The organism is Kitasatospora sp. NPDC127067 (genome assembly GCF_042724755.1).
GTDB lineage: Bacteria > Actinomycetota > Actinomycetes > Streptomycetales > Streptomycetaceae > Kitasatospora > Kitasatospora lactacystinica.
Genome location: NZ_JBHXEM010000144.1, coordinates 5307 through 20678 on the forward strand (window position 1 = coordinate 5307; position 15372 = coordinate 20678).

Consider the following 15372-nt stretch of genomic DNA (forward strand, 5'->3'; position numbering starts at 1 on the left):
GGGGGGGGGCCGCGGCGGGGGGCGGGACGAAAACACCGGGGGGGGGGGGGGGCGGCCGGGGGGGGGGGGGGGGCCGGCGGGGGGGGGGGGGGGGGGGGCGGGCGGGGGCCCCCCCGCGGCCGCCGCGCCCCCCCCCGCCCCGGGCGGGGGCGGGCCCGGCGGCGGCGGGCCGCGCGGCGGCCGCCCCCCGGGTGGGCGGGGGCGCGGCCGGGGCAGTGCGGTCGTGACGGGGCTCAGCGGGTACGGCGGGTGCGGCGGGCGCGGATCAGCAGGAGCACGCCCGCGGCGACGGCGCCGAGCGCGGTGAGGCCGACGACGGGCAGCAGCCGGGCCGCGTTGCTACCGGTCTCGGGCAGCTGGCCGCCGTGGCCGTGGTCGGGCGGGGGGACGTGGGTCGGGCTGTGGCCCGGGCTGTGGGTCGGGTGCGGCGAGTGGCTCGTGGTCGGACTCGGGCTGTGGCTCGGGCTGGGGCTCGGCGACGGCGTCGGGCTCGGGCTCGGGCTGGGGCTCGGGCTCGGGACGGTGACCGGGACCTCGGTACGGCAGCGCGCGTCCGTCGAGCCCTGCGAGCAGTTGTTGGCGTAGGTGCCGGAGGAGACGCCGTTGCGCAGGACCGCGTCGGCGGCCAGCGGGGAGCGCACGGTGACGGAGTAGTCGATGGTCACGGTGGCCCCGACGGGCAGGTCACCGCTCCAGGTCAGCGCGGTGCCCGCGAACTGGACCTGACCGCGGTCCGCGGTGGTGTCGTTGTTGTACGCGGCGGAGTTCAGCACGCCCGAAAGGTCGTCGGTGAGGGTCACCCCGGGGGCGTCGGTCCGGCTGGTGTTGGTGGCCTGGATCCGGTAGCGGACGGTGTCGCCGGGCTTGGCGGTGGTCGGGTCGGCCGTCTTGACGATGGTGTAGCCGGGCACGGCGGCGACGGTGTTGCGCACGGTGTTGCTGGTGCGCTCCTGGGCCCGCTGGGTCTGGCTGCCCCGGAAGTGGAGCGTGGCCGTGTCGTCGAGGTGGGTGCCGACGGCGGTGGAGGCGTCGACGGTGACCTGGAAGGCGACGTTGGCCTCGGCGCCCGGGGGCAGGTCGGGGACCGTGCAGGTGACGGTCTGTCCACTGGCCTGGCAGGCCGGGTTGGAGGCGGGGACGAAGGTGGTGCCGGCCGGGATCGTGTCGGTCACGGTGACGCCGGTCGCGGTGTCGAGGTCGGTGCTGGTGCCGTCCTGGCGCCGGTTGGCCACCGCGAAGGTGTAGGTGATGGTCTCGCCGGGGCCGACCAGCCCGGGCGGGTTGTCGTCGGGGCTGCCGGGCGGGGTGTTGGCCTTGGTGATCCGCAGGTCGGGTTCGAGGGCGTCCAGGGCCAGCCAGGCCGCCTGCGGTTCCAGGGCGTCGCCGGCGCCGCTGATGCGCACCAGCGCCTGCTCGCTGCCGGCCGGGATCTTGCCGGTCACGTCGATGATCCGGGCGTCGTAGCCGTAGTTGTTGACCGGGTCGGGGTCGCGGGTGGTGATGTTGGCGCCGGTGCCGTCCGTCGCGACGTGGTCGATCCGGCTGGTGAACGCGTTGTCCGTGCCGATCCCGGTGGGGCCGGGCATCGGCAGCAGGGCCAGGTCGGTGGGCGTGGAGCCGACGGCCAGGGAGTCCCCGGCGATCGGCGCGTCACCGTCGCCCACGGTGATCCCCATGACGGCCCGCGGGGCCGTGGTGGCGGGGGTGCGGATGCCGCCCAGGGTGAGGGTCGTCGAGTTGTTGGGGTCGCGCAGCAGCTGGTAGCCGTCCCAGACCTGGAGGTAGCGCAGCGGTTCCGCCGTGTCCTCGTACGCGACCACCAGCGACCAGCCGCCCCAGCAGCCCACGTTGTTGCCGCCGAAGTTCTGCGCGGAGGAACGGCCGCTGCACGCCTGGATGTCGGCGACGGTGTAGCTGCCCGCACCGGCCGCCCTGACCTCCGCCGTCACGTCCTTGACCGCCCCGGCGGCCAGCAGCGGCTCCGGCGGGTTCCCGCCCACCATCTGGTCGAACCAGTCGTAGGTGTCCGCGGTCACCTGCTGGTACCCGCTCGCGCCCGGGACCTTCCAGGAGACCCGGTTGCCCAGGTCGATGTCCCCGGAGGTGCCGTTGGTGCTCGTCCCGGTCGGGTTGAACTGCCAGTACAGGCGCGCCGACAGGACGTTCGCCCCGGCCGGCAGCAGCAACTGCGCCGAGGAGGCGTTGGGGCCCGGCGCGTTCGGGTCGACCTTGACGAACTTGGTCCGGCCGTTGTTCGACCCCTCGGTGTCCGAGCAGACCGTGCCGTCGCTGTCGTCGCAGGTCAGCACCGAGTTGGAGGCCATCGTGAGGTTGCCGTGCGCCAGCAGGTCGACCACCGGGTCCGGGCCGATCGGGCGCTGCGTCCCGGCCCCGCGCGGCTTCGGCCGCGCCGCCCTGCCCTCCGCCTTCGCCGCGGGCTGCGCCGCCGCGTTCGCCGCCGGCCGGGCCCGCACGGCCTCCGGCGGCCCCGCCGAGGCCGCCGGGGCCGGAACGCTCAGGGCGGCGGCGCCCGCACCGAGCACCACCGCCAGCAACGCGGACAGGACGTGCGGCGGGCGCGGACGCACTCGTCGGACAGGTGACACGGGAACCTCGCTGTCGGGAGGTGACACGAACAGCAGAACCACGTACCTGCGCGGACCGGCGTCGACGCCTGCCGGACGGTTCTTTCACCCGCGTGGGGCAACACCGGTTGACGGTCCGTCCGAGGCGCGCGAACGGCCGGTACCCAGGATTCGGTACGGGGGATTGGGTAGCGCTACGCATTGTTCCCGCCCCCGCCCAGCCGGTTTCCTGGAGCCCGCCCCACACCGACGACCCTCACCCCCGGAGGTCGCCCCATGACCCGCCGCGAACGTCTCCGGCTCTACGCCGACACCCACTTCACCGCCCCCGACCCCGGGCTGGTCCTGCCCGCCCGCCGCAGCAGCGGCCTGCGCCGGCCCGGCCTGGCCCGGCTGGCCCGGCTCTCCCGGCTCGTCGAACGCGCCGGGCACCACCGGCACGGCTGACCCCGGCGCCGGGCACCACCGGCACGGCCGACCCCGGACCGGGTCCCGCCCCTTGAGGGAGCGGGCGGGACCCCCCTTTTCCCCTCCCTCAGCCGGTGCCCTCCGGGGCCCCGTCCGCGGCGGCCAGCGCCTCGCCCAGCCCCGCCCGGCCCACCCCGAGCTTGCGCAGCGCACTCGCCACGTGGTGCTCGACCGTACGGGTCGACAGGAACAGCGCCCGGGCGATGTCCTGGTTCGCCGCGCCCTGGGCGGCCAGCGCCGCGACCTGGCGCTCGCGCGGGGACAGCCGCTCGCCGTAGCCGCGCCGTCCCGGCGAGGCCGCCCGGCCCAGGCCCAGCTCCCGCCGCAGCCGCTGGCAGCGGGCCGCGTCCGAGGCCGCGCCCAGCGCCAGATAGGCCCGCTCGGCGGCGGCGATCCGCTCCTCGGCCGCCGCCCGGTCGCCCCCCGCCGCCACGGTCGCCGCCCGCTCCTCGGCCCGCGCCTGCTCGTACGGGCGCCCGATCCGCTGCCACAGCCCGGCCGAGCGCACGAACTCCGCGCCCGCGCCCGCCGGATCCGTACCGGCCAGCAGCAGACCGCCGGCGAAGGCCAGCGCCGCCCGGGCCGCCGGCGCGTCCCGCCCCTCCAGATGCGCCCGCGCCTGCTCGACCAGCTCCGCCGCACCCGCCGCGTCGCCCGCCGCCAGCAGCACCTCGACCGCCACCGGCAGCAACTCGGCGGCCCGCGGCCAGGCCCCGGCCCGGCGCAGCGCGTCCAGCGCCGGCACCAGCGTGGCCGCCGCCCGCGCGACGTCCCCCTCCGCCAGCTGCAGCCCCGCCAGCCCCGCCGCCGCCCGCAGCGCCCCGGTCACCTGCGACTCCCGCTCCCCGTACGGGCCCGCCTCCGTGAAGTGGTCGCGCGCCTCCGCGAGCCGGCCGCGCGCGGCCGCCAGCCGGCCCCGCAGCAGGGCCTGCTCGACTCCGGCCATCGCGAGGTCCGGGAACTCCGCGCCCAGCGCGGCCAGCCGCTCCTCCAGCCCGTCCCACCGCCCGGCCAGACCGTCCAGCCGCACCAGCGCGATCCGGCTGTAGCACTCCAGATAGGGGATCGCCGCCCGACGGGCCAGGCGCCGGCTCTCCTCCAGCAGTCGTGCCGCCCGCCGGTCGTGGCCCAGCTCCACGGCGATCTCACCCGCGTTGTACAGCGCACGGGTGGTCTGCCGGACGATCTCCGGCCGCCGCGAGCTGCGCGGCAGCGCGTCCAGCTGCTCCCACACCGCGGGGTCGCCCTCGCGCGCCAGGAACGTCAGCCGGGTGGCCCGCACCGCGGCGGCCACCTCCTCGTCCGGGTTCGCGGCCAGCGTCCGCTCGGCCCGCTCCAGCCACTGCCGGGCGTGCTCGCCGGCGCCGTCGCGCTCGTTCATGGCCAGCGCCACCATTGCCCGGGCCGCCCGGCCCGGACGCTGCTCCAACTCGTCGAGGGACTCCTCCATCCGGTCGAAACCGGCCCGGTCCCCGCCGTGCACCGCCATCAGGAAGCCCAACGACAGGCGGATCTCGCCGCGGTCGGGCACCGGCAGCCGCGGATCGGCGATGATCGCGGTCAGCGCCGCGGCACTGGCCACCGAATCCACGCCGTCGGCGGCGATCCGCGCCAACGCCAGCGCGGCCCGCCCGCGCCGCCGCGGATCGAGGTCGGGCTCGTCCAGCAGCCGGCGCAGCAGCGCGCCGGCACTGCCGCTGTCCCCGAGCGCCACCGCCTGGTCGGCGGCCGCCTCGGCCACCTCCTGCCAGGCCGCCCGGTCGCCGAGCGCCAGCGTGTGGTGGGCGATCTGCACCAGCGGCCTCGGCTCGCGCGCGCCCAGCGCCGCCACCGCCCGCCGGTGCAGCGCGCCGCGCCGCGGCCCCGGCAGCCGCCGGTAGGCCACCTGCTGCGCCAGGACGTGCCGGAACCCGTAGCGGGCCAGCGGCTTCTCGTTGAGCACCGCCGCCCGCAGCGCCTCGGTGAGGCCGTCCGCCGCGGCCTGCGGGTCGAGGCCGGCCACGGCGGCCAGCAGGTCCTCCCCGGCCGGCACGCCCAGCACCGCGGCGGCCGAGGCGATCGCGGCGGCCTCCGGGGACAGCGCCGCGAGCCGCTCGGTCACCGCGTCGCGCAGGCCGCGCGGCACCTCGGACTGCTCCAGGTCGGCGGCCAGGTCCGCGGCGTTGGTCAGCGCGCCGGAACCGCGCTGCTCGCACAGCGTGATCAGGTCCTCCTCGGCGACCAGCGGCAGGCCCTCGCTGCGGTCGAACAGCACCCGGGTGAGCGCCGCCGTCGCACGCGGGCCCAGCGCCGCCCGGGCCAGCTCGTCGACCTCGGCCTCGGCGAGCGGGGCCAGCCGGATCAGCGCGCCGCCCACCCCGGCCGGGCGCCGGTAGGCCGCGCCCAGCGCGGGGATGTCCGGCGCCAGGTCCTCGGCCCGGTAGGTGAGCACCAGGGCCAGCCCCGCCGGCACGTCCCGGGCCAGCAGCAGGAGCAGCTCGCGGGTGGCGTCGTCCACCCAGTGCAGGTCCTCGACGACCAGCACCGTCTCGCCGAGCGCGCCGAGCAGGGCGCGCACCGCCTGGACCAGCAGCCGCAGCCCCGGCGTCCCCTCACCGGCGGCCGCGGGCAGCGGCGGCAGCCGGTCGGCGAGGTCGGGCAGCAGCGGACGCAGCGCCCCGGCGCTGGCCGGGATGCGGTCGGCGGGCGGCAGGAACGGGCCGACGCCGCGCAGCGCGTCCACCACCGGGCCGAAGGCCAGCGGCTCGCGCAGCGGATGGCAGAAGCCGGTCAGCACCAGGCGGCCCGCCGCCGCGGCACCGGCCGCGGCCTCGGCCACCAGGCGGGACTTGCCCAGGCCGGCCTCGCCCTCGACCAGGACCACGGCGGGCGGGCGGAGCATCGCGTCGGTCAGGCGGTCCAGTTCGGGCCGGCGCCCCACGAACACGAAACCGGCGCCGGGCGATCCCGGCTCGACGGGCCGACTCACGGCCGTCCGGTCGGTTCGGGTGCGCGGCGCTCGCCGAGGAGGGGTGCGAAGGCCATGGGCACATCATGCCGTGACGGCTTCCGGCGGTACCCGCCGGGGCGCCCTCCCCGCGGTGCGTTCCGGTGCTGCGTTCCCGTGGTGTGTTCCTGTGGTGCGGGAGGTGTGTCCGTGCGCGTACGGGCGGTGCGGGCAGTGTGTTCAGGCGGTCCGGGCGCGGACCGGCGGGTGGTGCGGCGGGACGTCCGGGCCGGGCAGTTCGAGTACCGCGCAGCCCAGCGCCTCCAGCCGGCGCACGGTCGCCCGGGCACTGCGGTCGTCGAGCGAGAAGACGAACGGCCCCGGCACCAGCACCACGTTCACCCAGCCCTGTTCGGCCCGCTCCAGCAACCGCTCCAGGGCGGGGTGCGGGTCGCCGGAGCGCACCCCGTCGTCCAGGAAGGCGGAGGGCACCGGCAGGCCGCGGTAGCGGGCCAGACGCTCCAGCGCCGCCCGCTGGTACTCCAGCCCCGCCGCGTCGGCGGGGTAACAACGGAGGTACAGCGCGGGCCGGGCCGGGAGGCCGGGGTGCGGGGGGCGGTCGGTCATGTCGTTCACCTGCCCGGTGGGTGAGGAGTGCGACGGGAGTGGGGCGCCCGTCCACTCCAGCAGGCCCCGGTGAACAGTGCGGGATCAATAGCGGTCGCCACCCAATCGTGCGACCGCCGAACAGGTCACCGCCCCGCCCCGCAGGCCCCGCGGGCCCCGGGCGGCGCTCGCGTTCCCAGCCGTCCCGGGGGCCCCGCGCGGCGCGCCGAGGCGCTCCGGGTCGTCGACGCGGCGTCAACGGGCTGAAATGAAGCGCACGTTCGCACCGAGGAGGAAATCGGCATGATCGACAGGCGCACCTTCACCAGGGCCGTCGGACTCGGCGCGGGCACCACCGCGCTGTCCCTGGCCGCCCCGCCCCTGCCCCAGGCCCGGGCCGCCGGGGCCGCACCGGCCGGAACCCCCGTACCGGCCGGGTCGGCCCCGGCCGCCGGTGCCCCCGCCCCTGCACCGGCCGCCGCCCCCGTCGGCGCCCCCGCCCCCGCCGCCCGGACCGGCTTCGCCCGCCTGGCCCAGGTCCGGGCCGGCCTGCTCGACGTCGGCTACGCCGAGGACGGCCCGGCCGACGGCCCCGCCGTGATCTGCCTGCACGGCTGGCCGTACGACATCCACAGCTACGTCGACGTCGCCCCGCTGCTCGCCGCCCGGGGCTACCGGGTCGTCGTGCCGTACCTGCGCGGCCACGGCACCACCCGCTTCCTGTCCGAGCGGACGATGCGCAACGCCCAGCAGGCCGCGGTCGCCCTGGACGTGCTCGCCCTGATGGACGCGCTGGGCATCCGGCGGGCCGTGCTGGCGGGCTTCGACTGGGGCTCGCGCACCGCCGACATCATCGCCGCGCTGTGGCCCGAGCGGGTCGAGGCGCTGGTCTCGGTCAGCGGCTACCTCGTCACCGACGTCGAGATGCAGAAGGAGCCGCTGGCGCCCGCCGCCGAGCACACCTGGTGGTACCAGTTCTACTTCGCCACCGAACGCGGACGGCGTGCCATGGAGGACCGGGACAAGCGCCGCGAGCTGTGCCGCCTGGTCTGGCAGCAGGTCTCGCCGACCTGGGCCTTCGACGACGCCGTCTTCGACCGCACCGCCGCCGCCTTCGACAACCCCGACTACGCGGCGATCGTCATCCACAACTACCGCTGGCGGCTGGGCCTGGCGGAGGGCGAGCACCGCTACGACCAGCTGGAGCGCCGCCTCGCCGCCCGTCCCCGGATCGCCGTGCCGACCGTGACCCTGGACGCGGGCCGCGACCCGTTCACCGCCCCCGGCGACGGCGCCGGCTACCGCGACTTCTTCACCGGCCCCTACCTCCACCGGAGCCTGCCCGAGGCCGGCCACAACGTCCCCCAGGAGGCACCCGAGGCCTTCGTGCAGGCCGTCCTCGACGCCGACCGGCTCTGAGCGCGGACGGGTCGGCGGCCGCGCCGCGCGGGGGCGACGGGCCGGGAGGGTCTCGCGGCTTCGTGGGGGAGAAGCCGCGAGACGTCGGTCACCGGGCGCCGGCGGTCGGCCGCGCGGCCGTCACCCGGAAGTCGTCCACCGCTGCTCGGAGCCGCCGGTGCAGGGCCACTGGACGACCGGCGCGCCCGGCGTCGTGCTCGAAGCGCCGACCGCGGCGCACAGGCCGCTCGCCCGGTTCTTGATCTGCGCGAAGCCCGTGTCCGGGTTCGAGCCGAAGTACCAGGTCTGCTCCCACCCCTTGTCGCAGCCGTACTGGATCAACTGGACGCCGGCGTTCGGCGAACTCGCCGGATCCGCCAGGCACTTGCCGCTGTTCTTGTTCACGATCTCGTAGCCGCCGCCGGAGTTCGGCATCGGGTAGAGGCCCCAGTACTGCTCGGCGCCGCCGTAACAGGACCACTGGATGATCCCGGCCCCGCCCGCGGTGCTCCCGGCCCCGACCGACAGGCAGTGCTGGCTGTTGTAGTTCCAGAGCTCCACGATCTCCCCGTCCCGGACCGACGGGGACGCGGTACCGCTGCCCTGCCGCGCCGCGGTCGGCGCCGACGCCGGTGTCGCGTGCTGGGCGGCGGGCTCGGCGGTCCGGGCGGCCGCCGAGCCCGCGGTGCCGATGGCGAGGGCTGCCGCCGCGGTCGCGACTGCGGCCAGCTTCCTGTGAATGATCACGGGTCCTGGATTCCTCTCAAGGCCGGTCTGTGCGGTGAATCCAGGAAACGCCAAGCCGATCGACCGGTCGAATGATTCGATTTCTTTCGAAAGGGCCGGCGAAGGGGGGAGCGTCTGTGATCCGGATTCGCCTGGGGACCCGGGGGCTGGGAAACGTCAGGTTCGCGGTCTCGCCGGTGGGCTCCGCCAAGGACCTGCTCCGCCTCGTCGGGTTCAGCCCGGGCACGCTGACCCCGCCGTGGCGGACCAGGGCCACCGACGCGCTGTCCCGGCACCGGCTCGGGCTGCTGGCCGTGGTCGGCGGGGGCGGCCCCCTCGGGTACGCCCCCGACTTCCTCCGGCCGGAGCCGCCGGGCTTCCTGACCGACATCGACACGGCGCTGCACCAGATCGCGACGACCCCGCGGGAGCGCGTCCGCTACGAGTTGACCGAGGCCGTCAACGGCCACTCCTGGGACCCCGGCTCCAGCCACCCGCCGCCCAGGCAGCTCCTGCGGGCCCTCGACCGCGGGGAGGACCACTTCGCGCACCGCCTCGCCGACGAGATGGCGCGGTTCTGGCACGAGGCGCTGGAGCCCTCGTGGCCCGCCGTCCGGGCCCGCCTGGAGGCCGACGTCGCCGCCCGGGCCTCCGAGATCGCCCGGTGCGGGCTCGCCGAGACCCTCAACCGCCTGGCCCCCAACCTGGAATGGCGCGACGGCGAGTTGGTCGTGCACCTGCGCACGGGCGGCATCCACCAGCTGACGCTGGACGCGGACGCGGTGATCCTCACGCCGAGCGTCTTCGTCGACTGGGCCCTCTTCTGCGCGGGGGAGCCGCCCGGTGCGCCGGCCCCACGCACCCCGCTGATCGTCTATCCCGCGGGGCAGGTCGACTGCCGGCCCGCGGCCCGGGAGCATCCGCTGATCGGGGCGACGCGGCTGAAGCTCCTGGCCGAGCTGAGCCAGCCGCGCTCCACGACGGAGCTCGCCCGGCGGCTGTACCTGAGCCCGGCCACCGTCTCCTACCACCTCCAGCTCCTGCACCGGGCGGGGCTCGTGACCCGCACCCGACGGTCCCGGCAGGTCCTCTACCAGCGGCTCGGCGCAGCGGCGCCCGGTCCCGGTTGAACGCCGCGTACGGTCGCGCCCCCAACGCTCCTGACGTCAGGAGGCATACGGGCATGTCCTTTCGGCCAACGTTGGGCGAGCGGACTTTGCCTGTCAGGACAAACCTTCCGGGCAGTCCTGGCTGAGAGTCTGGGGTGCATGGCCATCTCAACAACACTGTCCGAGGTCGTGGACTCGGCGATACGCCCGGGTGACCCGGGACTGTCCGTCGGGATCTACACCGACGGGAAGCTGATCCACCAGGCGTCCGCGGGGCTGGCGAGCGTGGAGTTCGAGGCGCCGGTCGACACCCGCACACGGTTCGACATCGCCTCCATGAGCAAGCAGTTCACCGCCGCGGCGGCGTTGCTGCTGTGCCGGGACGGGCGACTGTCGCTGGACGACGACATCCGCACGCACCTGCCCGAGCTGAAGTTGGCGGTGCCGGTGACCGTCGGTCAATGTCTGCGGCACACGGGAGGTCTGCGGGACTGGCTGGCCCTGGCGACGATCGCCGGCCGCCCGCTGACGAGGATCACCCAGGACCAGACGCTGGCCTTCGTGGCAGGGCTGACCGAGGTCGACTTCGAACCGGGGACCGCGTTCTCCTACTCCAACACGGGGTACGTCCTGGTCGCCTCGCTCGTGCGGCGGCTCACCGGTCGCACCCTGGGGGAGTTCACCACGGACCGGATGTTCACACCGCTGGGCATGAACGAGACCGTGTTCCGCGAGGACAGCCGGGAGCCGTTGCCGCGATTCGCCTACGGGTACGACGTCACCCGCGGTGCCGTCCGGCGCGCCGACACCGAGGAGTCCGCGGTCGGCGACGGCGGCCTGGCCACCAGCGTCGCCGACCTGGCGCCGTGGTTCGGGTTCCTGCAGGACGGCCGGGTCCTGGGCGCCGACATCCGCGACGGGCTGTTGCGGCAGGTCGACTCCGGGGACGGGCAGGAGTGGCCGTACGCGCTGGGTCTCTACCACACGACGATCGCGGGCCACCCGGCGTTCGGCCATGCCGGCGGTGTCCCCGGGTACCGGTCCCAGCTGCTGTTCATGCCGGACGCCGACCTCGGCGTGGCGCTGCTGAGCAACAACTCCTCGATCGACTCCGCGGAGCTGGCCACTCGGGTGCTCCGGCTGGCCGCCGGGCTGCCCGAGGACGATCCCGTCGCGCTGACGGCGGACCCGGTGGCCGCCGAGCCCGCTGCCCGGCTGACGGGGGACTGGCTGGATCCGCGATCCGGCCTCACCCTCCGGATCGACGCCGTGGGCAACGGCCGGATCCGCATCCACGACGCGCCGTCCGCCGGCGAGTTCGCCCCGGCCGTCGACGGCAGCTGGCAGGGCCTGGAGGACAGCGCCGGCTTCTGGCTGCGGGTGTCGTCCGGCACGATCAGGATCGGATCGGTGTACCGCCCCGGCCGCGCCACGGAGTACCGGCGCTGTCCCCCCGCGGCTGCCGGTGCCACACTGCCACCGGCCGTCTACCGCAGTCCGGAACTCGGTGTCCTGGCGACGGTCACCCGGGACGGCACGCTCGAACTCGGCCTGGAGTTCGTCGGGACGATCGAACCGGCACCGGACGGCGCGTTCCGCGCGGGCGGCCTGATCAGCCTGCGCCCCAGCGGCGACGACCTCCTGATCAGCACGCACGGTGTCCACCGGATGCGCTTCCTCCGACAGCCCGACGACACCGCCCCCCTGGGACTTCCCCCCGGCCTCGACCTCGTACCACTTCGCCCCCTGGCGGGCCACACCACCCCGCGGCCGGCGGTGGCCGGTCCGGAGAGGCAGCTGCCGCCGACCGGAACGACGCATGTGTTCCCGGCCGGTGAACAGGCGACCGCCGACGGTGAGTCCACCGGAGAGCGCCGCGGCCCGATGCCGCGATCGGAGCGGCGATGACAGCCCCCGCCGGGATCACCCTCGGGGTCGTGCTCGACAGCCTGGGAACCGACCTCCTACGGCCGCTCGCACTGCCGCGAGGCCGGGCGGTCGCCGTCGGGGCGCCCACGATCCATGACACCGACGCCCCCGGGACAGGGCTGACCGACGCGATCGTCCTGGTACCCGGCCGACTGACCGCCGACGTCCTGGAGTGGGCAGCCGAGCACCACGCCAAGGCGGTGGTCGTGCGAGCCGGCACCACGGACACGGCAGCGCTGACACAGGCGGCCGAACGGACCGGAGTGGCGCTCCTGGAGCGCAGCGCCGAGATCTCCTGGGGGCAGCTCTACACCCTGATCGACGCGCTGCGTGCGATCACGAGCCCGGTGTTCGAGCCGAACAGGCACCGGTCCACCGACCTGTTCGCCCTCGCCAACGACATCGCCGTGCGCGCCGGCGGCGCGGTGGCGATCGAGGACCTGTCCATGCGCGTGCTGGCCTACTCCACGGTCCCGGGCCAACTGGTCGACGACCCGCGTCGTGACGGCATCCTCGGCCGCCGGGTACCGGACCACCCGACCCACGCCGAGGAGTACGCCGCCGTCCTGCGCTCCGACACCGCGGTCTGGAGCTACGAGCCGAAGGAGTACCGGCCACGCCTCGCCATCGCCATCCGGGACGGTGGCGAGGCGCTGGGCACCATCTGGGTGCTCCAAGGCGATGAGCCCCTGACGGAGGAGGCGGCGGACGTCCTCGCCGAGGGCGCGCGGCTGGCCGCGCCCCACCTGGCCCGGGTCAGCCTCGCGGCGGACGCCGAGCGCCGGCAACGAGCCGAGCGCCTGGGCTGGCTGCTCCGCGGCCTGGGAGCGACCCGGGAGCTCGCCGACTCGTTCGGGATACGCTTCGACGCCCCGGTGACCGTGCTGGTGATCGGCCGCATCGGCGACCCGGCCGGTCACGCGCGAGGCGTCTCGCCGGACTCCGCCGCCGAATACGTCGGCGACCTGCTGCGGATGGGACTCTCCGCCTACCGGCTGGGAGCCGCCGCCGGAGCACTGGACGGTCAGGCCGTGGCGGTGGTCGACACGGCGTCCGACGCGCCCGTGATCCAGCTGATCATCGCGACGGTGCTGGCCCGGGCGAGCGACACCCTGGGCGGCGGCTGGCGGGCGGGGATCAGCCGCACCCTCCCCGGCCCCGCCGACGCCTCGACAGGGCTGAGCCAGGCCAGGCAGGCGCTCGACGTGGTGTGCGGACCGTTCGGCAGGACGGAGATCGGACGGCACGAGGAGCTGGCCGCCCCGATATTCCTGCGGGACGTCCACGAGGCGCTCCGGTACCGTCCGGCCCTGCACGGGGAGCCCCTGTCGACGGTGCTCGACCACGACGCCCGGCACGGAACGGAGTACGAGAAGACACTGCGCTGCTGGATCGCCGGGCACTACGACGTGCCACGGGTCGCCGAGGCCATGACGCTGCACCCCAACACGTTGCGGCACCGGTTGCGCCGGCTGGCCGAGCTGATCGACATCGACGATCCGGACCTGCGGCTGGCACTGGCGCTGCAACTGCGGCTGCGGCTGCCGGACATCGGCACAAAGGAGGCCAGGTGAACTCGGGCCCGGACGCCAATGGCCCGGGGCGGCCCGCCGAGCAGACTCGTCGCACGGTCGAATTTCCTTCCGCCGGCGCGGAACGGGCGGACGTCCGAATCCGGTCGCTCCGGACCGTACCCGAACTCCAGCAGGCCGACGCGGTGCTGCGCACCGTGTGGAACACCCCGGACATCGCCGAGCCACCGCTGGCCCTGGACGTGATGTGCGCGCTCGCCCACACCGGCGGCTACGTCGCGGCGGCGTACCTCGGGACGGCGATGGTCGGCGTGACCGCCGGATTCCGCACCATCGGGGACAGCCTGCACTCGCACGTGGCCGGCGTGCTGCCGGGAATGCACGGGCGCGGGATCGGCGCGGCGATGAAGTCGCACCAGCGGGAGTGGGCCGCCCGGGCGGGCCTGTCGTCGATCTCGTGGACGTACGACCCGCTGATCCGCCGCAACGCCCACTTCAACCTGCGGCGGCTCGGGGCGGTCGCGGAGGCGTACCTGCCCGACTTCTACGGGCCGTTGGCCGACGGCATCAACGACGGCGACGACTCCGACCGGCTGTTCGTCAGTTGGCCGGTGCACGGGACGCCGCACGCACCGGCACCGCTGCCGGACCTGGCCGCGGCGGAACCCGTGCTCGAAGCGGACGGCAACGGCGAGCCCGTACCGCGCGCCGCGACCGGCGGCGTACTGCGCTGTGTCACCCCCGTGGACGCGGAGTCCCTGCGGCGAACGGATCCGGCCGCCGCCCGGCGCTGGCGGTCCGCGATGCGCCAGGCGCTCGGCGGCGCCCTGGAGAACGGCTACCGGATCGACGGGTTCGACCGGTCCGGCTGGTACGTCCTGCGACGGAAGGAAACATCGGAATGAAGCTGCAACAGGTGGAGTTGCGCGAGGTGGCCCTGCCCCTGGTCGCGCCGTTCCGGACCGCACTGGGAACCCAGGAACACCGGAACTCGCTGCTGGTCAAGGTCACCACGGCCGACGGAGCCGTCGGCTGGGGCGAGTGCGTGGCCGACGACGATCCGACGTACAGCGCCGAGTACCTGGCCGGGGCCCGGGAAGTGGTACGTGAGTTCCTGCTGCCCCGGTTGTCCCGGGCCCCCGGGCTGACCGCGGCACTGGTACCCGAGCTGCTCCGGCCGGTCAGAGGCAATCCGATGGCCAGGACGGCCGTCGAGATGGCGGTACTGGACGCCGAACTGCGGACCGCCGGCATCAGCCTCGCCCAGTACTTCGGGGCGACGCGCACCGAGCTCGCGGTCGGCGTGTCCGTCGGCATCACGGACACCGTCGACGAGCTGATCAGCGCCGTCGACGGCTACCTCCGCGCGGGCTACGCCCGGATCAAGCTGAAGATCGAACCGGGCTGGGACATCGAGCCGCTGCGAGCGGTCCGGGAGACCTTCGGCCCGGACATCGCCCTGCAGGTGGACGCCAACACCGCCTACGGTCCGGCGGACCAGCCCCACCTGCGCCGGCTCGACGCCTACGGGCTGACGCTGATCGAGCAGCCGTTCGCCCCCGACGACCTGCTCTCGCACACCCGGCTGGCGGCCCGCATGGACACCCCGATCTGCCTGGACGAGTCGATCACCTCCGCCCGGGACGCGGCCACCGCCATCCGGCAGGAGGCGTGCTCGATCGTGAACATCAAGCCCGGCCGGGTCGGCGGGTACCTGGAAGCCCGCCGGATCCACGACCTGTGCCTGGCGAACGGCGTACCGGTGTGGTGCGGCGGCATGCTGGAGACCGGGCTGGGGCGGGCGGCCAACCTGGCGCTGGCCGCGCTCCCGGGCTTCACCCTGCCCGGCGACATCTCGGCCTCGGCCCGCTACTACACCCGCGACATCACCGACCCCTTCGTCCTCCACGACGGCCGTCTGACCGTCCCCACCGGCCCGGGGATCGGCATCGTCCCCGACCCCGACGCCCTGCAAGCCGCCACCACCTCCACGGAACTCCTCACCGTCTGACCAGTCGTAGGGCCTCGGGGGCCCCCCGGGGGGGGGCCGCGGCGGGGGGCGGGACGAAAACACCCGGGGGGGGGGGCCCCCG

11 protein-coding genes are annotated in these 15372 nt (G+C 75.3%); 7 read left to right on the forward strand and 4 right to left on the reverse strand.

Translation table 11 applies throughout. The features are described 5' to 3' along the window. Positions 1 to 233: 233 nt before the first annotated feature. On the reverse strand, positions 234 to 2588 hold the full coding sequence (locus ACFWJ4_RS35655) for an LPXTG cell wall anchor domain-containing protein (protein WP_380551914.1): 2355 nt from the start codon (positions 2586 to 2588) through the stop codon (positions 234 to 236). A gap of 273 nt (positions 2589 to 2861) precedes the next feature. On the opposite strand from ACFWJ4_RS35655, the gene ACFWJ4_RS35660 reads away from it, so the two are divergent. After that, the gene (locus tag ACFWJ4_RS35660) at positions 2862 to 3032 is read left to right on the forward strand and encodes a hypothetical protein (RefSeq protein WP_359915435.1); all 171 of its coding nucleotides are present in this window, start codon (positions 2862 to 2864) and stop codon (positions 3030 to 3032) included. A gap of 88 nt (positions 3033 to 3120) precedes the next feature. On the opposite strand, the gene ACFWJ4_RS35665 is transcribed toward ACFWJ4_RS35660, so the two are convergent. Then, positions 3121 to 6021, reverse strand: a complete 2901-nt coding sequence (locus tag ACFWJ4_RS35665) for an ATP-binding protein (RefSeq protein WP_380551917.1) — start codon at positions 6019 to 6021, stop codon at positions 3121 to 3123. A 198-nt stretch (positions 6022 to 6219) separates the two neighbouring features. Beyond that, positions 6220 to 6606, reverse strand: a complete 387-nt coding sequence (locus tag ACFWJ4_RS35670; protein WP_380551920.1) for a recombinase family protein — start codon at positions 6604 to 6606, stop codon at positions 6220 to 6222. A 282-nt stretch (positions 6607 to 6888) separates the two neighbouring features. Here ACFWJ4_RS35670 and ACFWJ4_RS35675 point away from each other — a divergent pair, with 282 nt between their 5' ends. After that, a complete protein-coding gene (locus tag ACFWJ4_RS35675; protein WP_380551923.1) occupies positions 6889 to 8004 on the forward strand; it encodes an alpha/beta fold hydrolase in 1116 nt (371 codons plus the stop codon). 120 nt (positions 8005 to 8124) lie between these two features. On the opposite strand, the gene ACFWJ4_RS35680 is transcribed toward ACFWJ4_RS35675, so the two are convergent. Then, on the reverse strand, positions 8125 to 8730 hold the full coding sequence (locus ACFWJ4_RS35680; protein WP_380551926.1) for an RICIN domain-containing protein: 606 nt from the start codon (positions 8728 to 8730) through the stop codon (positions 8125 to 8127). Between the two features lie 116 nt (positions 8731 to 8846). Here ACFWJ4_RS35680 and ACFWJ4_RS35685 point away from each other — a divergent pair, with 116 nt between their 5' ends. The 5 genes from ACFWJ4_RS35685 to menC all read left to right on the forward strand — a co-directional run bounded on the left by ACFWJ4_RS35685 (position 8847) and on the right by menC (position 15290). Continuing rightward, on the forward strand, positions 8847 to 9839 hold the full coding sequence (locus ACFWJ4_RS35685; protein WP_380551929.1) for an ArsR/SmtB family transcription factor: 993 nt from the start codon (positions 8847 to 8849) through the stop codon (positions 9837 to 9839). 138 nt (positions 9840 to 9977) lie between these two features. Beyond that, positions 9978 to 11726, forward strand: a complete 1749-nt coding sequence (locus tag ACFWJ4_RS35690; protein ID WP_380551932.1) for a serine hydrolase domain-containing protein — start codon at positions 9978 to 9980, stop codon at positions 11724 to 11726. Next, positions 11723 to 13321 carry a PucR family transcriptional regulator gene (locus tag ACFWJ4_RS35695; RefSeq protein ID WP_380551935.1) on the forward strand — a complete coding sequence of 533 codons (1599 nt, stop codon included), beginning with the start codon at positions 11723 to 11725 and terminating at the stop codon, positions 13319 to 13321. Before ACFWJ4_RS35690 ends, ACFWJ4_RS35695 begins: the two co-directional genes overlap by 4 nt. Beyond that, the gene (locus ACFWJ4_RS35700; protein WP_380551937.1) at positions 13318 to 14184 is read left to right on the forward strand and encodes a GNAT family N-acetyltransferase; all 867 of its coding nucleotides are present in this window, start codon (positions 13318 to 13320) and stop codon (positions 14182 to 14184) included. Before ACFWJ4_RS35695 ends, ACFWJ4_RS35700 begins: the two co-directional genes overlap by 4 nt. Then, entirely contained in the window at positions 14181 to 15290 is a 1110-nt protein-coding gene (gene menC, locus ACFWJ4_RS35705; RefSeq protein WP_380551940.1) for an o-succinylbenzoate synthase, read from the forward strand. The genes ACFWJ4_RS35700 and menC overlap by 4 nt, the downstream gene beginning before the upstream one ends. The last annotated feature ends 82 nt before the right edge of the window (positions 15291 to 15372 follow it).